Here is a 19,951-nt window from a genome sequence, read left to right on the forward strand (position 1 = left end):
CCCCCATTCGGGAATTAGTTGTCGGTGATGCGGAGACCTAGGTTAGCTCACTTGGTATTTGGATGAGTGAATCAGAGTATATATGCGTAATGTAATACTTTCTTGTTGCCCCGGCTTGATTCGTGACTTTCTTAGCCAGGAATTTGAAAAAGCCTGATTTAGCACCTTTCCTATGTTTTGATTTAACGGTGTCATATAGTCCGAGGCTTTTTGAAAGAACTGATGAATCTATGTCTATTCCACGCTCTAATTCAAACGGTATCGCTCGTTTCTCCTCCCAAGAATATATCATTCCAGATCGAGTATTGGCACTATATCCTGCTACCCTGCCAGTAAATTGAGTAGGGTTAGTGTCGATGATCAATTTGTTGGTTAAATCGAGAGTTTGGCTATCAAAAGTGATGGGCGGTTGTTCATCAACTACTATGTTGGAAGTTAAGGCAGATTGAGTCATGATAGGTCTGTGGATATTTTTTACAGACGTTTCAACTTTTTGTGCTAGAGATTCCAGCTTGCTTGTCTCAATCTCAACTTGGTCAATCTTATCCTGACCTAAAAACCTAGAATAATCGAGTTGCTTCCCTGTGCATTTGAATATGATTTGTGCATACAAGGAGCCGAAAGCGTGTCCTACAGGTGTATCTCTTGGTGCAAGCCCGATTATTGTTGCAACTCCAAGAATTGTGGCTACTATTCCAAAAGACCCTTCAACGGGTGGCGAGGTAATAATTCGCACTCCCTTAGCATTTGGTGCTCTTGTGATTATCTCATCGTTGAATAGGTAGTGGCCTGTTATAGCAAGTGAGCGATGAAAACCATTGAGTGCTGTTGATAGGTCGTAAAGATCAATATAGCTGTTTGTGGCATCAGTACCGCCGCAGTATGTGAGAGAAACAGTACAAATTTCTTCAAATTCGTCCGGTTGTTCTACGAATTTCATAAGCCACCTCTTTGATTCCTACATATAGTTTGTTTTGTCTTTAGCCTTCAGGGCAAAGTGTGTCAATCCTGTCCCTCTAATTCTTTGTTATTTCGGGGTGTTTGTGGGGTGAAATACATTGTCATATCAAGGCGTCTTTGAAAAAGGTTCTGAGTTGATCCTGAGTTCGATTGTGGCTATCTGATTGAGGAGGCCTAAACCTTCCAACGAGATAGGATCAACAATGCCATACATTGGATGCACCCAAAAGCTTTTGAGTGAGATCAAGCCAGCACAAATCCTAGAGCCCGCTGATAAGCGTGGGCTACAAGGCTGGCATGGCAACATCTTCAGATTCTTTCGTAGAAAATCCGTTCTTTTGGTCAATGATGAAACTCGGTTTGCCGTATTTATGCCCGGATTGGTCAAGAAGGACTTCATAAACTTCGACAAGGTGTTCATTGAGCACTTCGAGATAGCTCTTCTGGGCGTTGAAGCAACATCAGCTCAAATAGCTAAAGCCAAGTTGCTGCTTGGCCCGTTCTCTTATGGCAAGACCCATATTCGAAGTGTTCTTGGAACGATGAACGACATGAAGTTTAACATGGAGTACATGCTGATAAATCGCCTTGGTCATTTGCCGAAGACTCGTGGTGAGATTCAATGGATTACGGGGCTACTCAACGAAACGCCATATAGCGGCAAAGATATTGATAACTGTGTCTTTGCTGAAAGGGATATGTTGCGACTGATAGATGGAGCAGAGAAGTCGTGAGATGGGTTTCTGTCAGGCTAGAAGTATAATTATTCAATTCAATGATTCTAGGGCCTTAGAAAGCTTCCCCTCTAAGCCTGTTTTAGTTGTAAATACACAGAGTTCGGGGTGGCTCCATTAAGCAAAAAGGTTGAAGTAATTTCCTTATTTTTGATTTATCCTTAGTTATCGTGTGTACGATTTGTGCGTAAGGGCTAGGAAAAAGGAGAGCTTGATGAAGAAGAAATTAAAAAAGCTGTTTGAAGATACAGGTGTAGATACCTCAACTCCCGGTTTTTATAACGATAAGAACTTCATTGCTCAGGAAAAAAATGATCCTAGCTTTCTCCAGGCGTATGGATTTTGGGTGTACTATAAAAATTACAGCGAAAAGTACCTCAAGAAAGTAAGGTCAATTGTTCCAATCGTACTCTCGGTGGTGCAACAGGAGTTAGAGGGGGACGGAAGAACTGGTGCTTGTGTTGACGTGTCGCAAGTTCTGTCCAAGATTTTTGAGAGACACGGCATTTGGTGCGTAATGGTTGAAGGGGCTTTCAACGCTGACTATCCAGATGATGCTAACATTTCAGAGAAATACTTGTGGCATTATGATGATCCAAAATCATTACGGGAGCGCATGTCTCCGGGGCATGTCTGGTTACACTGCCCACCATATCAAGTTATCGACATTACGATTAAACAGCAGCCTTACACAGAAGGGCAATCAAACTACTTGCCAGAAATCGTGGCGCAAGAAGAAATGGTTATTTTTGAAGCTGATATCGGCGATATTTGTAGTCCCGAAGTGTGTAGGACAATCGCAGCAATGGACTTGAGTCCACAGGATTTCATGGCTCAAAGTGGGGTTGATGGCTTTTCAAGCCTCGTCAGACCAGTTTCTTATGAGTCGGGGCAGACCACTTTGAGGTATATTCCAATTTCATTCACTGCCTCCGACGGTGAACTAGACAGCATGAGCAACCTCATTTTGTCAGGTCGTAATCCTAACCAGCTTTATACAGAGAAAGTTCTTCCAGCTTTGAAGGCTGCTGAAAAGTAGAGACCAACAATGATTTTTACTATCCATTATTATGTTTGGCTAATCAATACGAGTCAACGTAGCTCTCGCTACTTCAATGTAACTTGACCATTCATCAACATAGGTAGGAGCCAGTCGCGAAGCTGAATGAGGTTCAAATTTTCCATGCTCCGTAAAAATATCATTCGGTTGTATTTTGAGACCACTTTGTCATACTTTTCAAGAATTTCCTTCGGGGGATAGGCCAGCGGGAGTGAATGCAAATCGCCCTTTGTGATCGAACCAAATGTTGTGCCTTCGCAATTACGTCGATCGAAGATTTTCTTGAAGTATTTCATTACGTAGAAAAGGAAACCATCAAAGCCATCCTTGCTGTTCAATGCGGCCAATCCTCGACCGATGCAACAATCTTGATTGGCGATATTCATATCACCAACTGGCGCTCTGACGCTTAACAGGATATCGCCACATTTTGCCATACGCGTAGGCTGAGTCGTGTATTTACGAATGGTCGGGAATTGCCATCCAAAGTCAGTTGAACCTTGGAAGAAAACAGTCCCGTCACCTGTCTCATTAAATGATTCTCCACTCGGAGATTGGCCCATAGTAATATTGGCAATTTGGTCTAACTGCTTGTCCTCCCATCCTTCAGGGATTTCTCGTTTTAAGTTGGAATTAAAGGCCATTTTTCCACCTGAAGCCCTGTAAGGCTCACCAACTTGATCAGGAAAGTCGTACTGCACAAACCAATAATCATAAAGGGTTTTAGCCATTGACTCTAGTTTGGAGCATATCCTGTTATTCAACACAATCTTCTTTTCAAGCAAGTACAGAAACTCACCTATCTTGATTTGGTCCTCATATTGAGGGAGCAGTAAGTCCAAGTATGAAAACATCTGCTCATTCAAACTTGCCCTAAGAGTTATGACCGTATTGTAGGTTATTGTTTTTCTGAATAATGGGCTTCTTAAGTAAAAAGCCATGAACTTTGGGCATGTTTTCTTTGGATGGATAGGACGCAGTCTTTTTAGGAACCCGCTGTATGTCGCTTTGGGGTAGTCCTTCAATGCAACCGAACTCATGCCCAGTTCGTCAACAACCTCACTTGTCCTTGTTAAGAAAATGTCATCTTGTTTGATTGAAAATCTCTTTTGCTCTTGATCTGATGAGTCCATCAAGTCGGGCAAGGTTTCAGGCAAGAAATAGCTATTAAAAACAGTAGAAAATGACAAAAAGGGTGCCCCGTGCCCAGCCTGCTCTGGTTTCGAAGATATGCCAGAACTCATCTTGTATAATTCGCAAAATTTATAAGGAGTTAACTTGCCCATACATAACTCCTTCTAATTGCGTTTTAATCTCCTTTTCGAGTTTGTCAGACTCCTTGAAGAGAATATCAAGTTTGTCGTTGAAATCCTTCATTTTGGAGGCAAACTCCTCCGAAGTCATCTCATTATAATCAATTTTCACATCAAAGTATTGTCCGGCACTTAGAGAGTAATTCTTAGCAGCGATCTGGTCATAATCGACAAGCACGGAAAATTCATCGACAGCTTTTTTGCTATTGAATGTGGCTATAATGTGATCTTCCTCTGATTCTGAAAGCAACGTCTTCTGATTATTCCCATCCTTGATCTTTGTGCCGAGCATGGAAGCATCAATCAACACGACTTTTTCTGTGTTTGAGTCGTCTATGAACAGGATGGAGACATTGGTACCTGTGCTTGCGAAAATGTTGCTTGGCATAGAGACAACACCGGCTAACATTTTTTCATCAATTAATTTCGTTCTGATTTTTTTGTCGATGCCAGATAAAGCTGTGATGAATCCGGTAGGGACCACCACTGCCGCTTTTCCACCAGGCTTAAGTGAGTAGATTATATGCTGGAGGAAAAGTTGATATATAGACATTTTGTCTTTTACTTTTGCTGGTACCTTTGGCACCCCAGCAAAGAAACGTTCCTGGTGCTCTTGAACATCCAGTTCATTTCGAAAGTCACTAAAATCCATCTTAAAAGGAGGATTGCTAACAATGTAGTCAAACTTTTTTAAAGTCTTCCCATCACGATGATGCGGGTGGAGCAGGGTATTGCCCTGAATGATGTTGGGGATTGAATGCACCAAATTATTTAGAATCAAGTTCAGTCGCAATAAGCTCGATGATTTTTGGGAGATATCTTGCGAGTAGATTGAGCATCGTTGTTCGCCGATTGCGTGAGCCAGATTCATGAGCAAAGTCCCAGAGCCTGCTGAGGGGTCATAGCAACTCACGTTGCTAACTTTACCGCGCACATCATCTGGTACCAGAATGGAAGCCATAATCTTGGCTACAGCATGTGGGGTGTAGTACTCGGCATATTTGCCCCCGCCGTCCTTATTATAGTCTTTAATGAGGTATTCAAAAATCGTAGCGTAAAAATCGTATTTCTGGGTGAAGATACGTTCAAAACTGAACTCCACCAATTTGTTTATGATGGCACGGCAGAAGGCATCTCGTTTGGACTCATCTGTGATGTATTCGCTTACTCTGTCGAATAGGGTAACCTTAGCCCCTCCGTCTGTTTTAACCGCAAAGATGTCGTTATTGGTAATCGCGATATCACGTAAAGTGTCATCAAAGAGCTTGGCAAACTCCGGTGCATTCTGATTGCTGAAGAGGTGAGCGATGAAATGTTCCGGCTTCAGACGGGCTGTATCTGGCCCTAACTGCATTTGCAGCATTTCGAGCTCATCATCTTCCATGCCTTCAACGGCTTGCTCCCAGCTACCTGCGTCAGCAAGTTTAGGATCAATACGTTTTGCTTCGAAAGCGAACTTGTCGTTCAGGAATTTATAAAGAAAGACCTGAGTGATAATTTTAAACTCGTTGCCGTCATTGCCCAGACCATAATTGGCGCAAATCCCTTTGAGGTTGTCGATTAGCTCCCTGGTCCGTTTTTCAAAATCTTGCGTTACCACGCATGTACTCCTGCTCTGTTGCCTGAAACAAATTCATTCATGTATTCGGACACAACGAGTTTGTTGATTGTTCGTGATGCGTCCGGGTTGAGTTTGATTTTTTGGCGGGTTTGAAACTGATCTATTACTAACGGCATCATCATCCGTTCAAAGTAGCTTTCATTATCCAGCAGCTGGGTGTTTTGGAGCACCTGATCGTCAGCTTGCTTCTTCACTCCAGTTAAAGCCTCAAAAATATGACGTTCAGGCTCTGACAAAGTGCCTCGCTCTAGCAATCGCTTGTAGATGCGGGTGTATTTTGCGTCACCTTGGTACTTCGCTCGAAGTTGATTGTTTTGGCGATTCAACTCTTTGACCTTATCGTGGATCGCGTTGAGCGCATCGATATTTGCGTTCATTTCTTTTTGCGAAACTTCATTCAACTTTTTGTTCTTGAAAAGCCGTTCCAACTCTTCTTTGAGAGTGATGAACTTTGGGTCTTGCTGGTCGAAATTGTCTGCCAATGCTTCACGGGTCCTGCGTAACGTGTTCCTAAGCTTGTCAGCCAGTACTAACTCTTCTTCCTTGACCTTGGTAAACATGAACAGCACATCTTCTAAAGCGACATTAAGCAGATTGGCTGTGTCGGCACTCGACTCAATGCTCTCTTTAAGATTAAGCAGGTCGAGGTGGTTACATGTTTCACGATAGAGCTGATTGAGCTTCTGGAAGTCGAGTCTTTGAAGGAGTTCGTATTCACCTTGTAAACGAATCAGGTTGTAGAGACTACGGGCATCAGCAAGAGCCTTTTTCAGGGCCTGAACCGTAGCACGGTCTTGTATCTGGCTTATCTGTTGAGAAAAAACTTCGGCGTTCTCGATGTCGTAAAGAAATAGGACATCTTTGATTGCTTCAACCTCACTTTCAATTTCCTCGACGGATTTGAACAAGTGAGAATAATGCTCTATTTCGTCGCCAAGCTCAGCCTGCAACTCTTCAAAATAGGCTTTATTGGTGGCATCGAATTCTTTCCTGATGTCCGCGAAGTCAACGACATATCCATATCGAAATTCTTTGTAGGGTCGGTTAACTCTGGTTAATGCTTGCAGCAGGTTGTGCTTACGAATCACCCGTCCAAGGTACAGTTTTTTCAACCTTCGAGAATCAAAGCCAGTGAGTAGCATGTTGTAGACAAACAGCAGGTCAATTTTACCGGCCTTAAACTCCTCAACCCACTCCTTGCGCTCTTCTTTGTTGCCTACGTCATGTAGGATCAGAGCACCGCTTTTAACCATTCTTTTACGTTTTGATGAGGACGTGCTCTTATTGACTCCCTGGGAAGCAAGGCGATCCTGGAAAATTTCAAACATCTTTTTGGCCTGATCTGAGCTGTCGCAGATAACTAACCCGCCTATGCTTGCGTCATTCAGTGCTCCTCGGCTGTTCTCAAAGTTCTGAATGATGTAATCAAGCATCGGCTCAACAAATTGAGGATGAGCGTAAACGAGCTTCCTATTAACATCACCTTGCTGAATCTCAACTGCCGCTAAGGCTTCTTCCAAAGCGAGTTTATAGTTAGTGGCGATTTCTTCACGGATCAGACGTAGGGTGTACCCATCAGCGATTGACGCGTTGTAGTAATATTTGTGGATGTAATCTCCAAACAACGATCTGGAGTTAAAGTCGTTCCCCAGCAAAGGAGTGCCAGTAAGACCTATCTTAATTGCATTTTGGTCTGATTGGCCAAGGTTGGCGAGAAAGCTACCCTTCGGATTGTAGCTACGATGTACTTCGTCAAGGAAGTAAATTCGTTGGACACTTACATCATAGTCCTCCGTACGAACCACGTCTGGGTCATCCTGAAATTTCTGGATGTTGACCACAGTGATCTCTGGCTTGCCGGAGTGATTGTGAAGTGCCTGTGTAGCCTTAATGTCTCGCGCGAACGCTTCTCGGTTGTTGATGGTGTGAACGGTCAGTCCTCGGCTGGAAAACTCGCGTTGCGCTTGGATAAGAAGGTCAAGCCGATCTACAATAAAATAGAACTTAGGGATGACGGAACGACGCTGAAAATAGTCTGTCAAAAAACGAGTATTGTAGTAGGCCAGTGCCGTTTTCCCACTACCCTGAGTATGCCAGATAATTCCCTTACGAACACCTGCATCTAGCTTTTTTTCAATCGCCTTGGTGGCGAAAAGCTGTGGGTAGCGCATGACATGCTTATGTAAGCCGTCTGCTTCGTTGACGTAGGTTAGAGCGTATTGCAACAGGAATGACAGACGGTCCCGAGTGAACAGAGAAGTACAAATCCGATTGGTGGGCGTATCAGGTGATTTGTTGCTAAGGAACTCCGGGCTATGTTTGATGACATTCAGGTTGTTGTCGCGGAGAACTTCGTTTTCAACTGCATCGTTCTCGTCGGCCAACAATTTGTAGAGATTCAGGTCTTCCTCTTCACGGAAGTAATTGAAAGTAGGTTCTTCATATGAGGGACTGGCATAGAAGGCTCCTTCAATGGGGAGTGCCGACTCATCGTCATATTCCATGTTGTTTGAGAATACCATCAACTGGGTAATGTTGATGAAACGACGAAATTTCGAGTTCTGGCAACGAGTGATTATCCGATCGCGTTCAGCCAAAACCCCTTGTCGGTTGTTGGGCTTTTTGACTTCGATGAACACAAGAGGCAACCCGTTGATGAGCAAGATGATATCCGGCCTAAATTCGTCATCGCCGTTCTTGTAGGTCAACTCCGTGACCACGTGGAAGCTGTTGTTAGAAAAGTCCGCGAAATCGATCAGTTTAGTTCCTGACCGTTCAAGGAGCTTCTCATAAAAAGCTTGCCCCAAATCTTCATTGTCGAGTGAAAGCTTCACATCTTCAAAAAACCGATCGATGTCTACATCTTCAATGCCGGGGTTGATTCTGGCTATGGCTTCGCGGAATACGTCTGTAAAGATGTTGGTTTCTTCATCCCATGATGCCTCCTTGAGGGACAGGTAGTTGTAACCAAGCCTGACCAAATGCAGGATACAAGGAATTTTGACGCGCGAATCTTCACTAAAAACCATTCGATTAAACCTTCTGTTTATGGTGCCTGCCCGTCTGCTTAGCTCTTCTGGTTAGAGCTAGCAAGCAGCACAAAATGTCATGGGTGCCAATATTGTCAGTGTGATGATGGGAGAGCTTGGACTAAAGCAAATTTTCCCATTTACCGATGAGCATTGCCGCTAGTTGACCTAATTCGTATGTGGCACCATTATACTCGACGCGATACTCATCGCCGCCATTGATAGGGAGTTCGTTTAACGGTGCCCCATTGATCTCGCCAGAGAATGCATATTGGACATGGCCTCCTTCCATCGCCTGGCCTACGACTCCTGTGGAAACCTTGCAGTGTTTCTGCTTATTGCAAATGAACAGCATCCATGGATAGAGGTCGCCAAATGTGTCTTCAATCTTCTTGTGATATTTGTTTCTAGATTTTCGAGTGGCGAATTTGTACTTTGCGTAATCCTCAATGTGTCGAATCGTGACGAACAGGTTGAAAAGATTGTCACTATTCGGTTGCTGTTGATACTTTGTCAGTTCTCGTTTGGCTTTATCAAGAAGGTCGGTTCCGGTAATAATGTCAAACATCGTCGCTCCCTGTTTGTCCATCTTTGACGGCTTGGTTTATATTTCTGTTGTCAAAGATATAGCTTCAAAAAAAAGCCGCACTCGCCTAGATTTTATTTGTTCGAAAACGATGTATACCTCATTCAAACTCAGTTGCTCAAGTAATTAACTAACCGTGTTCCTTAGGGGAAATACATGTCTGTGGAACTCGGGATTTGGCGTATTGATGATGGACTGGAGGAGGTGCAAGCTGCCTCCTGGAAATGGGGGTGATTACCCCTGCGCCTCCCGCAATGTGAACGGCCCCCTTCAAGCAAAATGATGTCGTAGATAGTCTCAGTGGAAGCATTTCCATCTATTCTGAGAACATGCTATTTCCAGACCTTTTGATGGTTGCCATTTATATTTCCTGAAACCGTTTTACCTCCCACGAGCAATCGACCTCGACCCGTAGAGGCCCGAATTTCACGTTTTTCAGCTCTTGCAATGAGAAGTAGCCCCACTCGGCATTTTGCAGGTCTCCATTGAGGATAGCATAGCCGAAGAAGATGTCCTCTCCGTCGAATTCGGCTGCGTACCAGTGGGAATCTCCTATGAAGAAATGGTGGTAGATAAGCTTTTCTTCTGCCGGGATGCTTTCGGTTTGGTATAAGCGGGGAATCCTGCCTTGTCTCTCGTCCTTGTAGTCGGATATCATCGTTTCGGCCTCTCGTGTGGCTTGTAGGAGGTTCTTGTCGAAAATCCATATGGTTTATCAGTCTCGTAATTGCGGGGCCTCGTCGGGCCTCTGCGATGGCGTCGCCCTGAACTCTCGCTGAAATATGAAAGGCCCATCCTTTCGGACGGGCCTCTACGATCATGGTGATATGATCTACTTGGTTTCGGGTTTCTTGGCCGGGGCCTTCTTGGGCTTGGTCTTCTTCCAAAGCTCCATGTTCTTCATGCGCTCGGAACGTGCCTTGGCCGTATCCCGGCAGGAGAGCGGCTGGCCCTTGGGGTATCCCCATTTCGCCTTGTAGTCGGCGGATGTCAGGCCGTGGCTTTCCAGGTGTCGCTTGGTGATCGTCTTGAAGGTCTTGCCGCATTCGACGCAGGTGATCGTTTTCTTCCTGATGGCCTTCTTGGGATCGACCGCCGGTTCTTGCGCCTTATCCCCAGGCTCACCGGAGGCAATCCCGGAGAGGCCCATGTTCACTTCCTTGACCATCGAGATCATGCCTTCGGCAGTCATTTCACGAACACCAGCCTGTGCCTCGACCATCTTCATTGCCTGTTCCATGCAATCCATAACTTCACTCCTTGTTGTTCCGTAAATTCAGAAGGATATAATCGTCCTATTCTGCTCTTATACGGCGAGTGAACGCATGTACACCATTTCATGAACTGAAAAAGCCCATCCGGTAAGGACGGGCTTTTTCGATGTCTATTTGAGCTTGGATTGGAGTTGTTCCAGATAGCGTCTTAGTCGTTCGAGATTGATATTCCATAATCGGACATCGGCCCCAATCGAAGCCACCAGATAGTGTTCTCCGTCTATCCATGTGTTCGATTTGCCTTCGCCGTACTCGGCTTGAATTTTGGCAAGCACTTTGGGCCACAGATTGATGTCGATAGTGGCACAGTGAGCAACTAGGGTATCGTCCTTGTCGTATGTCTTCTCGTAAAACGGCGAGTAAAAGAACTCTCTTTTCAAGATCGGACTTTCGGCTTTGGGAACGGCATACACCTTGTCGAAGATGATGATATTCCGATTGATCTTTTGGAGAGTGCTGGAACTCGAAACGAAGTCATTCCATAGCCGCCAGATGGCCTCATAGCTTCGAGTGACCTTATCCCCATTCGTGGGTTGGTATCTCTCGATGATGTGCCAGTAGAGCTTCCGGTACTTCGATAGGAGTTGGTCGTTTTCCCACTCATCGTAGGAGAAAAAGGGGAGGGGATTCCAGCTTAGCCCTTGAACCTCGCCACAGCCATCCGATTTGAATTGGTCCACGAAGGCATTGAAAATCTGTAAGCGAGTGCCGTGGGTGTGATCGGGGTAGGCTGTGCAGTATTCCTGTTTGTCCAATTCAAAAACGGTTGTCTCCGGTGACCAACTCCATCTTACGTCGTTGAAGTATGCCAGCCGAGGGGAGTCCTCCTGTCCGCCTGTGCATCCGATTAGGCACAGGCAGACCAGAAGGGTTGCTGTCGCTCGCATGCCGACCTATCCGAGGAGGCTGTTCTTCTTCATGATGATGGATTGGAACAACTTGCGGAGGTTGTTGGCCGACTTGCCGTGAGCTTTCTTGCAATTGAATGCGCCAACTTCGTTGTTGTTCACGATCAGGGTGATCATATCCATGATGGAGTGAGGCTTGGTATCGAATTGGGTGATGTCGGCAATGTCTATCTTGCCCATGGTCTGCTGCATGGCGTCACCGGATTTTTTCGATCTCGGCATGTTGTAGTAGAGGGTCGTATTGGTGAGAAGGACGCAACTCGGACTCATCGCACCCAGCTTGTGGAAGAACAGGGGCATTTCCTTGTTAATGTCCATGTCGATCCATTCTGAGTTGGCCTCATAGAGTTTGCTGAGGTCGATTGCCTTGCCGTGGTCGAGTTCGTGGACAATGGCTTTGGGGGTAATTTGCCTAAAGAGAATCGGTATGCCCCAAAAGAGGAGTCCAATACCCCAATTGATGAGACCATAGTCCAAATATTTACTGCCCTCCGTATCGACGAAGTCATTCACGAATTTCACCAACCGGGCATTGGGGATGTCGAGCTGGTTGGGATCGGCTTCAATCCGTTGCTCCATGATCTTGACGAATTCATCCTTGGTGACAGACATGCTTTCTCCTTTTCAGTTTGAGGTCGAGGTCTCGTTTCATCTGAAGACTAAGTGTCTAAATAGTCATTTTGACCCTTTATAAGTGGTCAAATAAAGAAAGTAAACACGTATGGAGGGTTTAGTTCGCTTGTTTGCCACCTATACTTATGTATTGGAGGAAGGCATGTCAGAACTTAAGGTCAGGTTGGGAAGTCGAATTCGTGAGCTGAGAATTGCTCAGAATTTATCACAAGATAGCCTCGCGGAGCGGTTTGGCTCCAGCGGCAAGTATCTTGGTGAGGTCGAGCGTGGGGAACTTAACGTCTCCGTTGAAAAGCTCCTTATGATCGCCGAAGCCCTTGAGGTTCCTATCGGGAGCCTTTTTGATAATGCTCATTTGGAAGATCGAGCTGATCTTATTAAGGATATAGGTGAGTTGCTGGAGAAGGCTGATGACGCCGAGGTCCGTCTTGTCCATCGGCTCGTGTCGGATGTGTTAAGATAACCCCTAACTACCTTTCGCTGTTAAAAGTATACAGCTTGTGCGAGTTGTATATTCCTGCCCTCGTTAATTCACCGAAAGAACTCAAGGTCGAGGCCGCATGATCTCTCATGCGGTCTCTTCAGTTGCTTGCTCTTGTCCTCTCGGCTGATAAATAGTGGCTCATGTGGCCCTCGTGCTCTCCCGTTGATCCCTGTCCGTATAAATAGATAGGCAACCAAGGAGTTCTATCAACCTTGGAGCGAGGAGAGATCATGCCTGATGAGATCATGCTGAAATATCTTGATGGTGAAAACAAACTGCCCGAAGTGGACGGAGTGGAGCTTTTGGACTTGTTGGCCGACAAGAGCGGTACGTCCTCCCAAGCTGTGTTGTCCAAAGCTCGAAGGATCGTTCAGAGTTATCGGTCAGGCCGAAAGTAATGTTCACCGAATGAATCACGTGATGGCCCTGATGTGCCTTTTGTTAGGGAGCGTCGATAGCAAGAACCTCAACTCGTATGAGGTGCTGGCTGCAAAGCTGAAGGGGCTGGAGTAGGCATGAAAAAGCCCGGAGACTTGCTGCTTCTCCGGGCTTATATGTCAATCGGCTAATCTAGCCATTCGACGGTGTTGAAGTTTACTTGGACAGCTTTTTTCGATGATTCATGGGGGATGATGATGTTTTTTTTCATGAACACCGAAAAAGCTCTTGATACCGTTTTGGGATCATAGCCAGTAAGTTTTGCTACGTCATCGCGACGGAAAATGGCAGGGGCTCCTCCGTATCCTATGTTGTTACGGATGATATACATAATGATAGCCCATTCGGCTCCGCTCAGTTTTCGGCCAATGAGTGCATTGTAGAGCCAGTGGTAGAATTGTGTATGGCACTTTTTAGGATCATATGCCCCATTTGCCTGTTTGTAGCTTTGCCTAGGCTTCGACTTGGTTCTGGTCAGTCCGGCGCTTTTTCAGCCTGTGGGCATTCATTTTCTCTTCCATTTTCTTCTGGTTAGACATCAGTCTTCTCCGTTTTAAAGGGTTTCACGACTCATAAGGTCGCGTGTTAGTTCTTGATCCTTAAGCCATTTGTCCATCTCTGAACTGTCATACATTTTGAGGGTATGGGCATCGGTGTAGAACAACTCTATTGAGTCGGTGAACGGTGCCATACGATTCTTGACGATCTTGTATCGCTTCTCGCCCTCATGCTTCTTGCCAGAGTCATCGCGTCCCGCCAGAAAAAGCATAAGGTCTGCTGTTGCCGGAACCCCAATTGATTCACTGACGTAATTCATGTCCAGTTCTTCCAATTTCGTGTTCATCCCAGGCCTATTGACCTGGGTTGCTGTTACAATAGGAATCGACATCTTTTTAGCCAGCAGCCTCAGTTCCTCGGCAATCTTCTTGGCAGTCGCGTATGTATCGGCAGCCCTGAATGGTACACTCGGAGTCATCAGGTTGAGGTAATCGATGTAGACGATATCAATGTTGTCACTTCCATATCTCAGGATGTGCTGTTGAAGCTGGGCTGCCGAAAACTCTCCGTCATCATGGTCCACGATGTGGATATTTCCGTATTGACCTGAAAGATTGTCAGCCCAAGTGCTCTGAAAGGTAGATAGCCTTTTTTGAACGCTTGGTGATTTGTCCTGATCCTGTAACTCGTAAAGCGGAATGTCGCTGATTAAGGAGATGAATCTGTGCATATAGTCCATTTCGGACATTTCCAGCGTGACACAGAGCACATTCTTACCGTTTTGTGCTTGACGATGAGCCATGTTGATAAGGGCCTGAGTTTTTCCTCCATGGACTTCGGCAGCAAGGATGGTCAACGTCTTTTCAGGCAGGCCCCCGTTTAGCATGTCATCGAGATCAGGATAAAATGTCGGAACGACCTTCCTGTCCTTGCCCTCAGCGATAAGACCCACGATGTTGCCCATTTTTGAGTTGAGGGACGAGTTCGTCACTACCGGGCGTGAATAGGCTGCTCCAAGATTAGTAAGCTCCGAATGGTACTGAAGCAGTTCATCAAGGTTTCGTGTATTCTCGGCGTTTTCGTATCCCTGGTGCAAATGGGTAAATGCTGTCCTGTAATAACAAGCACAGTGGATGAATTCGGCTTCTTTGAGCAAGAGGTCGCTGCTCAACTCGTCAACGTTTAAGTCTTCAAGTTGGCTCTTGAGGTAGCTCAGAGCTTTTTTGATCTTTGGCCTATTGCTAGCAGAGTGCTCGTATAAAAGGCTTTGAGAGGGGAGTGAATCGTTGTTTCGGTAATGCTCGTGATAGATTCTAAAAACCAGTCCGTGCTTCTTCTTTGTCGAGCATCTCTGGTTCTAAGAACCTGAAGACTTCATTAGCGAACTTTTCATCAGTTTCACATCTCGTAATAATCAGTGCTTGTACCTGCTCGTCATTCAATTTGGATTTCATAAGTCGATCTCCCGTTAAACTGTTTCTTTCTTGTAGCCCAAGCTCTCGTTGAGTTGGGACTGTTGCCATACCAAAAACTCTAGGACAGCTTCATTGATGAGTTGTTGCAGACTCACTCCGTTTCATGGCTCCCAGAGCTTTCATTTGCTGGTGGAGTTCCTCTCGGATTCCCACTCGTTTGAATTTCCCTTTTTTCATATGATCTCCAACGGTTTCGAGGCGGCAGAATTGCCAGCCACTACTACTTATAAGGATTTGACGGCAAAAACGGCTTTTGGGGCAAAAAAAAACGGAAAAAAGTTTTATACCGCCGAAATTATTCAAATTTTTACTTGAATCAAAATGTCCCCTAAAAGGGACAATATTGACCCTTGAAATATTCATTCCGACCACTATCCAGTACTCTTTTGGCACTTTGTTTAATAAAGATAAAAAGGAATAAGGGGCTTGAAGCCTAGTCCCCTTCGGGGCCAAGTCTCCAAACCAAACAAGAGAAATTAACCCCCAATGAGCAAGATGCGTCACCCGCATCTTGCAACGAACATCTTCGATGTTCGTTACCACTGTATATATTCATTACACTTGAAAATTCATGTCATAATTATTTCAACCACTGTCTGGCAGCAAAGCTGCCAGTTGTCAGGACAGCGTCGTCTTCGACGGACGCGACCTGACAAGCAGTATTGTGGAATAATGATTTAGAGAATTGTCATGAGTTACAATTAGGACCTCGATGACATCTTCAATGCCCTGAAATCATGATGTTTAATCGTGATGAAAGGCAACTCTTTGTAAAGAGTTGACATTGAAATGATTCAAGTAACGAAAACAACAACTTAGGATTCGACAACAATTCCGTTTACGAGTGAATGTCAACTTTATATATCTGAAATGTAAGAAACTTTACATTCAAGATGGAGTTGGCATGGAGATTAACGACAAGGTCCTGATTCGGTCATCAATTTATCTTGATGATGAGCAATATGGCACGGTTATCGATTTTTATGGGAATCTTGTTCAAGTCCACTTCGATTTGTCGGGAGAGATCGGCAGTTATCACCGAGGCGAGCTTATGGTTGTGGATGGCCGAGAGTTCGATGAATGGGCATCTCAATACGTGCTGGGAGAATGAAATGGCAATTCCTAGAGCAGTCGATCCGATTAAGAGCCTTGAGGATATTCGCTCAATCAAGCAGATGCTTTTGTCGAAACCTAGAGATTACCTGTTGTTCGTCATGGGGATAAATAGCGGTATCAGGTTGGGGGATTTATTGAAGTTCAAGGTTCGCCAATTCCAAGGACGAAAAGTGGGAGCTTCGATCGAAATTACGGAGTCAAAAACGGGGAAGCAAAATTTTCTTGTCATTAACAGGGAAGTTGATCGGGCTTTGAAGATGTACTTTGATTCGACGGGTGTGGAGCCTGATAGCTACTTGTTTCGGTCAAGAAAGGCCGGGAAGCCTCTGACGCTTTGCGCGGTCAACCGTATGGTGAAGGCTTGGGCTTGCTCTATCAATTTGAAAGGCAATTACGGAGGCAGGACTCTACGAAAGACGTTCGGTTATATCCAACGTGTTCATTTCGGGGTCGGCTTCGAGGTGCTGTGCAAGCGATATAATCATTCAAATCCGTCTGTGACAATGCGGTATATTGGCGTTCAGCCAGAAGAAATTACGAATATCATGATGCACGAAATATAGCTGAAACAGCGCACATCAATTTTACCCAATGGCCCCTAGGACAAAGTGTCTTTGGGGTCATTGTTTTACCCTTGTTTGGCTAGTCGTTCTTCACCGTAATTTGTGCCATTTTGAGCCTAAAATTACCAACTGACGGAAGTCGGTTGAAAAAAAAGTTATTTTTTATTTCCTTTTATTCAAGCATGTTACCTTATTTTTGTGAGGCCATGAAATGAGGCTTTGTTTATATTTTCGTGGCGTGAATTCATACTGGTCTCATGACCACGTGAAGAGCTCTCACCGGCACGCTTGGAAAGCCTCTGCCTCGGTCCATCGGTTGAAGATTGAGTCCTGAGTGACTCGCCAGATTAAATTATTACAGCCTGGAGGAAATACCATGGCAAAGAAAATACTTTTCACACGTCGAGCTAGCTCTAATAGAGTGGGCGATATCGCCTATTGCAGCAAGCTCCAGAACGTCAACGGTAAGGAAACTTTTTCTACGACCTTCCGTTTCAACCTCGAAGGCCTCATGAAATTGGAGGCCAAGCAAGGAGACTACGTTACCGTAGCTTTCGATGACGAAGTGGAGAAATTCTACTTCAAGAAAGTTAGTCAAGGGACTCCTGGGGCCAGGAGGCTCGGAAAGACCGTCGGCAATCGCCCCAATGCCTTGATCACTATTAGAGGGCTTGCAGAGCTCCCTGTTAGGGAAGCACCTGTGGCTCTTGAAGTACACGGTTTTGAAGATGGCGAGTTGGTTATGAGCCTGCCTAGTCACCAATAGGCATCGATTGACGAAGGGGTGCCCGTGGCACCCCTTCGTAGCCGAACTAGTTGCAGCCAGTGCTTTTGAATTTTAAGTGACTAGCTGCTAATAGCACACAAGCAAAAGGATATACGATGAACAAAATATATCATTATGTTTTAGCTGATCAGAGGATTAAGCTTTTTCCAGATAATCCCCGCTTCATCGGTGGCACTGCTTACATGCAGAAGACAGTGGACAACGTTGAATATATCTACGGGTATCTCTCAATCCACGCTGAAGGCGGTTTCTGGGGATCGATCGTTTACAAGCTGAAAGCAAAGGAACCGCTCCTTTACGGATGTTTGGACGGAGAGATGTTCTCAGCTGATCCGAGTTTTGAAGAGCACAAAAAGCTTTTTAACGGATCAGAGCAGCTTCGATATTCAGAAGTGATGTCCGAAGAGGAACGAGATGTTCATGAAAGCCTTTTTAAGGCATTTCATGACAGATGGTTTGTCAATGGCAATGCCACGGAGAGAATGTTCAGACTTGAACGTCTCAAGGACATGTCCGTGGGAGTTCGCGCGGGTGTGGAGTTTTACCAGCAGAAGGATCGCTACAGGAAGCAGGTGCTTGACGCACTCGAAAAAGCCGACCTCCCGGTAGATATTCAGTGGATTCCACTGACCCATGAAGAGGCTCTTGAAGCTTACGAAACCGAACAGGCCAAGAACTTCGATCCTCAGGAAAAAGAGATTCTTCAGCGACTCGAAGCCCTCTAGTACTTGGTACTCTTAACATTGGGGATTCCCCTTCTTTGGGGGGTATCCCGTGCGAAAGCACGAATGAAATGAATGCGGCAGCAGCTGATGCATTGTCTTCGCTGACGTCCAAAAAATAGGAAAAGAGTAATGAAAAAAAATATTAATTATTATGTGGTTGGGAAGAAGGGATATTGGGATAAGCCCAATGGTTTCTATGGTGCGGCCTATACGTTCAGATCTCCCCAAAGGTGTGAAAAAGGGGCTCTCGCGACAGATGCTTGTGAGGGGTGTGATTGGTTCGCGTCTGTGATCTACGCTTACGTCATCGGGTACAACGCTGCGGGGAGAAAAGAGTACTGCGTTCGAATGAACTGGCAATATGAGTATGCTACTTTACATCATTGTGAGGCAGATGAAGCGTGGGTGTCTCCGCAAAATAAACATATGCCTTCTGTGGAAGTGTTTACGGCTGATGAGATAGATCTTTTCGACGAATTAGAGCACGCAATACTTTGCGGGTGGGTCGATTTTAAAGAAGATGAGAATCCTCTTGAAACTTATCTAGAGTATCTAAATCCAGATAAAATTAAAACAATGACTGTTAATGAAGACGGTGATCTTGTTTACGAAGGTAATCACTATTTTGATTTCCTTGATTTGATGGTTGAGTGCAAACTTGGTTTTTAATTTGAAATGTGAAGTTTTGAAATAATTTGTGAATACATTAAAAGGATAAAATTATGGGTTACGACATTAGTATACATGTTGTTTTTGATGACAATAGTTATATTGAAGATTTTGTTTCTAAAAACTTAAATGGCAAAAACTTATTCTGGGATTTTAGAGAGCAAATTGAAAAAGAAAGAGATATGTTGATTAAGCTAAATAGAATTATCGGGCGCTCAAATGCTAAGGTAGAAGGGGTAGAGTTGATCCCAAAAGAAATGCCTAGGGGTTTGTGTTGGGTGTCAAAAAATGATCAGGGTAAAATATCTGGATTAAACTTAAAGATCATTGGTGAGTCCTCATGGGAAGGATTTAATAAGTTTATTAGGAAGTCATCATTAAATGGTGCAGTCGTATATTTTGGCGATGAGCATATGAACGTTGTGTTATACCATGGAGGGCTTCCTGTCGCAGAGACAGGTGGGAATTTATACGAGCCCGATGGTTTTCGCGATAGAGGAAAATCAAATGTGCTGGTTGATATGGCCATATTAAATTGTTGCTATACTAATATTGTTTCGAACAAAGAGATTGAGTATGTTATATACAATATGAATAAAACAAGGTGTATTGGTAGTCGAGTTTGGTTTGAAGAAAGTTGGCACAATACCATTATAAGTGCAATATATGATTCTCCTGATTATGACTTCCTCTTTGATTATGTAGTTATGGATCACGACGCATTTGAGCAGAAATATGGCGATGACACTCACTGTGAATGCATTCAGGGAAAGTTGTTAGATGCTCTTTTCTCGACGTACTACACCCCAATAATAGAAAAAGTTGTTGTAGGTGAGATTCTCTAACAGCATTTGATAGCTGTCGAGGGCGAGGCCCTCGACAGCTTTTGTATATTGGGAGATGCGAAGAAAGCTTAAAGAAACCCTGAGTTCATTCGGTGTATCTGTGTACACTTGAATTTTTTCCATATAAATATCTGTAACATAGAGCAAAATAATTTGCTCCGAAATCAAGGAGGACGTCACTATGACGAGTGAAAATCAAAATGTTGATGGCTTGAGCCGGATGCGTCACTAGC

23 protein-coding genes are annotated in these 19,951 nt (G+C 44.7%); 10 read left to right on the forward strand and 13 right to left on the reverse strand.

Features of this window, described 5'->3' with window-relative positions; all coding sequences use genetic code 11:
* Positions 1 to 37 precede the first annotated feature (37 nt).
* Positions 38 to 940, reverse strand: coding sequence for a DUF7946 domain-containing protein (locus GM415_RS08855; protein ID WP_158947452.1), 903 nt, complete (start codon positions 938 to 940; stop codon positions 38 to 40).
* A 223-nt stretch (positions 941 to 1,163) separates the two neighbouring features.
* Between GM415_RS08855 and GM415_RS08860 the strand changes: the two genes are divergently transcribed.
* Together GM415_RS08860 and GM415_RS08865 are read left to right on the forward strand one after the other, a co-directional pair.
* Entirely contained in the window at positions 1,164 to 1,694 is a 531-nt protein-coding gene (locus GM415_RS08860) for a DUF6933 domain-containing protein (RefSeq protein ID WP_158947453.1), read from the forward strand.
* A 214-nt stretch (positions 1,695 to 1,908) separates the two neighbouring features.
* Positions 1,909 to 2,733, forward strand: a complete 825-nt coding sequence (locus tag GM415_RS08865; RefSeq protein WP_158947454.1) for a hypothetical protein — start codon at positions 1,909 to 1,911, stop codon at positions 2,731 to 2,733.
* 68 nt (positions 2,734 to 2,801) lie between these two features.
* Here the strand turns inward: GM415_RS08865 and GM415_RS08870 are convergent, their stop codons facing one another.
* The 8 genes from GM415_RS08870 to GM415_RS08905 form a co-directional block, all read right to left on the reverse strand.
* On the reverse strand, positions 2,802 to 4,040 hold the full coding sequence (locus tag GM415_RS08870; protein WP_158947455.1) for a restriction endonuclease subunit S: 1,239 nt from the start codon (positions 4,038 to 4,040) through the stop codon (positions 2,802 to 2,804).
* Positions 4,018 to 5,667: a class I SAM-dependent DNA methyltransferase gene (locus GM415_RS08875; protein WP_158947456.1), complete on the reverse strand. Its 1,650-nt coding sequence runs from the start codon at positions 5,665 to 5,667 to the stop codon at positions 4,018 to 4,020. The genes GM415_RS08870 and GM415_RS08875 overlap by 23 nt, the downstream gene beginning before the upstream one ends.
* Positions 5,661 to 8,717 (reverse strand): type I restriction endonuclease subunit R, encoded by a 3,057-nt coding sequence (locus GM415_RS08880; RefSeq protein WP_158947457.1) that lies wholly within the window; start codon positions 8,715 to 8,717, stop codon positions 5,661 to 5,663. The genes GM415_RS08875 and GM415_RS08880 overlap by 7 nt, the downstream gene beginning before the upstream one ends.
* Before the next feature lie 121 nt (positions 8,718 to 8,838).
* Positions 8,839 to 9,285: a DUF1131 family protein gene (locus GM415_RS08885; protein WP_158947458.1), complete on the reverse strand. Its 447-nt coding sequence runs from the start codon at positions 9,283 to 9,285 to the stop codon at positions 8,839 to 8,841.
* Between the two features lie 379 nt (positions 9,286 to 9,664).
* A complete protein-coding gene (locus GM415_RS08890) occupies positions 9,665 to 9,961 on the reverse strand; it encodes a DUF2958 domain-containing protein (protein WP_158947459.1) in 297 nt (98 codons plus the stop codon).
* Positions 9,962 to 10,135: 174 nt separating this feature from the next.
* Positions 10,136 to 10,552: a Ros/MucR family transcriptional regulator gene (locus GM415_RS08895; RefSeq protein ID WP_158947460.1), complete on the reverse strand. Its 417-nt coding sequence runs from the start codon at positions 10,550 to 10,552 to the stop codon at positions 10,136 to 10,138.
* Positions 10,553 to 10,687: 135 nt separating this feature from the next.
* Positions 10,688 to 11,332, reverse strand: a complete 645-nt coding sequence (locus GM415_RS08900; RefSeq protein WP_158947461.1) for a hypothetical protein — start codon at positions 11,330 to 11,332, stop codon at positions 10,688 to 10,690.
* Positions 11,333 to 11,470: 138 nt separating this feature from the next.
* The gene (locus GM415_RS08905; RefSeq protein WP_158947462.1) at positions 11,471 to 12,097 is read right to left on the reverse strand and encodes a hypothetical protein; all 627 of its coding nucleotides are present in this window, start codon (positions 12,095 to 12,097) and stop codon (positions 11,471 to 11,473) included.
* Between the two features lie 163 nt (positions 12,098 to 12,260).
* Here GM415_RS08905 and GM415_RS08910 point away from each other — a divergent pair, with 163 nt between their 5' ends.
* On the forward strand, positions 12,261 to 12,581 hold the full coding sequence (locus tag GM415_RS08910) for a helix-turn-helix domain-containing protein (protein WP_158947463.1): 321 nt from the start codon (positions 12,261 to 12,263) through the stop codon (positions 12,579 to 12,581).
* Between the two features lie 251 nt (positions 12,582 to 12,832).
* A complete protein-coding gene (locus GM415_RS08915) occupies positions 12,833 to 13,000 on the forward strand; it encodes a hypothetical protein (protein WP_158947464.1) in 168 nt (55 codons plus the stop codon).
* Between the two features lie 167 nt (positions 13,001 to 13,167).
* On the opposite strand, the gene GM415_RS08920 is transcribed toward GM415_RS08915, so the two are convergent.
* The 4 genes from GM415_RS08920 to GM415_RS08935 form a co-directional block, all read right to left on the reverse strand.
* Entirely contained in the window at positions 13,168 to 13,518 is a 351-nt protein-coding gene (locus tag GM415_RS08920; RefSeq protein WP_158950847.1) for a replication protein, read from the reverse strand.
* A gap of 75 nt (positions 13,519 to 13,593) precedes the next feature.
* Positions 13,594 to 14,694: a DnaB-like helicase C-terminal domain-containing protein gene (locus GM415_RS08925; protein WP_158947465.1), complete on the reverse strand. Its 1,101-nt coding sequence runs from the start codon at positions 14,692 to 14,694 to the stop codon at positions 13,594 to 13,596.
* A gap of 157 nt (positions 14,695 to 14,851) precedes the next feature.
* Positions 14,852 to 14,992: a hypothetical protein gene (locus GM415_RS08930; protein ID WP_158947466.1), complete on the reverse strand. Its 141-nt coding sequence runs from the start codon at positions 14,990 to 14,992 to the stop codon at positions 14,852 to 14,854.
* Between the two features lie 90 nt (positions 14,993 to 15,082).
* Entirely contained in the window at positions 15,083 to 15,556 is a 474-nt protein-coding gene (locus GM415_RS08935) for a hypothetical protein (protein WP_158947467.1), read from the reverse strand.
* Between the two features lie 361 nt (positions 15,557 to 15,917).
* On the opposite strand from GM415_RS08935, the gene GM415_RS08940 reads away from it, so the two are divergent.
* From GM415_RS08940 to GM415_RS08965, 6 genes are all read left to right on the forward strand, one after another.
* Positions 15,918 to 16,124 carry a hypothetical protein gene (locus GM415_RS08940; RefSeq protein ID WP_158947468.1) on the forward strand — a complete coding sequence of 69 codons (207 nt, stop codon included), beginning with the start codon at positions 15,918 to 15,920 and terminating at the stop codon, positions 16,122 to 16,124.
* Position 16,125: 1 nt separating this feature from the next.
* Complete coding sequence (locus GM415_RS08945) at positions 16,126 to 16,692, forward strand: tyrosine-type recombinase/integrase (RefSeq protein ID WP_158947469.1); 567 nt, start codon at positions 16,126 to 16,128, stop codon at positions 16,690 to 16,692.
* A gap of 376 nt (positions 16,693 to 17,068) precedes the next feature.
* Positions 17,069 to 17,458, forward strand: coding sequence for a hypothetical protein (locus tag GM415_RS08950; RefSeq protein ID WP_158947470.1), 390 nt, complete (start codon positions 17,069 to 17,071; stop codon positions 17,456 to 17,458).
* 116 nt (positions 17,459 to 17,574) lie between these two features.
* Complete coding sequence (locus GM415_RS08955) at positions 17,575 to 18,204, forward strand: hypothetical protein (protein ID WP_158947471.1); 630 nt, start codon at positions 17,575 to 17,577, stop codon at positions 18,202 to 18,204.
* A gap of 129 nt (positions 18,205 to 18,333) precedes the next feature.
* Positions 18,334 to 18,873, forward strand: coding sequence for a hypothetical protein (locus tag GM415_RS08960; protein ID WP_158947472.1), 540 nt, complete (start codon positions 18,334 to 18,336; stop codon positions 18,871 to 18,873).
* Between the two features lie 53 nt (positions 18,874 to 18,926).
* The gene (locus tag GM415_RS08965; RefSeq protein WP_158947473.1) at positions 18,927 to 19,718 is read left to right on the forward strand and encodes a hypothetical protein; all 792 of its coding nucleotides are present in this window, start codon (positions 18,927 to 18,929) and stop codon (positions 19,716 to 19,718) included.
* Positions 19,719 to 19,951: the final 233 nt, after the last annotated feature.

This window comes from Pseudodesulfovibrio cashew, assembly GCF_009762795.1.
Lineage (GTDB): Bacteria > Desulfobacterota > Desulfovibrionia > Desulfovibrionales > Desulfovibrionaceae > Pseudodesulfovibrio > Pseudodesulfovibrio cashew.

Bases quoted from the DNA above. Each gene is read 5' to 3' on its own strand.
- GM415_RS08855 (WP_158947452.1), bottom strand. From the start codon at position 940: ATGAAATTCGTAGAACAACCGGACGAATTTGAAGAAATTTGTACTGTT.
- GM415_RS08860 (WP_158947453.1), top strand. From the start codon at position 1,164: ATGCCATACATTGGATGCACCCAAAAGCTTTTGAGTGAGATCAAGCCA.
- GM415_RS08865 (WP_158947454.1), top strand. From the start codon at position 1,909: ATGAAGAAGAAATTAAAAAAGCTGTTTGAAGATACAGGTGTAGATACC.
- GM415_RS08870 (WP_158947455.1), bottom strand. From the start codon at position 4,040: ATGGGCAAGTTAACTCCTTATAAATTTTGCGAATTATACAAGATGAGT.
- GM415_RS08880 (WP_158947457.1), bottom strand. From the start codon at position 8,717: ATGGTTTTTAGTGAAGATTCGCGCGTCAAAATTCCTTGTATCCTGCAT.
- GM415_RS08885 (WP_158947458.1), bottom strand. From the start codon at position 9,285: ATGTTTGACATTATTACCGGAACCGACCTTCTTGATAAAGCCAAACGA.
- GM415_RS08890 (WP_158947459.1), bottom strand. From the start codon at position 9,961: ATGATATCCGACTACAAGGACGAGAGACAAGGCAGGATTCCCCGCTTA.
- GM415_RS08895 (WP_158947460.1), bottom strand. From the start codon at position 10,552: ATGGATTGCATGGAACAGGCAATGAAGATGGTCGAGGCACAGGCTGGT.
- GM415_RS08905 (WP_158947462.1), bottom strand. From the start codon at position 12,097: ATGTCTGTCACCAAGGATGAATTCGTCAAGATCATGGAGCAACGGATT.
- GM415_RS08910 (WP_158947463.1), top strand. From the start codon at position 12,261: ATGTCAGAACTTAAGGTCAGGTTGGGAAGTCGAATTCGTGAGCTGAGA.
- GM415_RS08915 (WP_158947464.1), top strand. From the start codon at position 12,833: ATGCCTGATGAGATCATGCTGAAATATCTTGATGGTGAAAACAAACTG.
- GM415_RS08930 (WP_158947466.1), bottom strand. From the start codon at position 14,992: ATGAAATCCAAATTGAATGACGAGCAGGTACAAGCACTGATTATTACG.
- GM415_RS08940 (WP_158947468.1), top strand. From the start codon at position 15,918: ATGGAGATTAACGACAAGGTCCTGATTCGGTCATCAATTTATCTTGAT.
- GM415_RS08945 (WP_158947469.1), top strand. From the start codon at position 16,126: ATGGCAATTCCTAGAGCAGTCGATCCGATTAAGAGCCTTGAGGATATT.
- GM415_RS08950 (WP_158947470.1), top strand. From the start codon at position 17,069: ATGGCAAAGAAAATACTTTTCACACGTCGAGCTAGCTCTAATAGAGTG.
- GM415_RS08955 (WP_158947471.1), top strand. From the start codon at position 17,575: ATGAACAAAATATATCATTATGTTTTAGCTGATCAGAGGATTAAGCTT.
- GM415_RS08960 (WP_158947472.1), top strand. From the start codon at position 18,334: ATGAAAAAAAATATTAATTATTATGTGGTTGGGAAGAAGGGATATTGG.
- GM415_RS08965 (WP_158947473.1), top strand. From the start codon at position 18,927: ATGGGTTACGACATTAGTATACATGTTGTTTTTGATGACAATAGTTAT.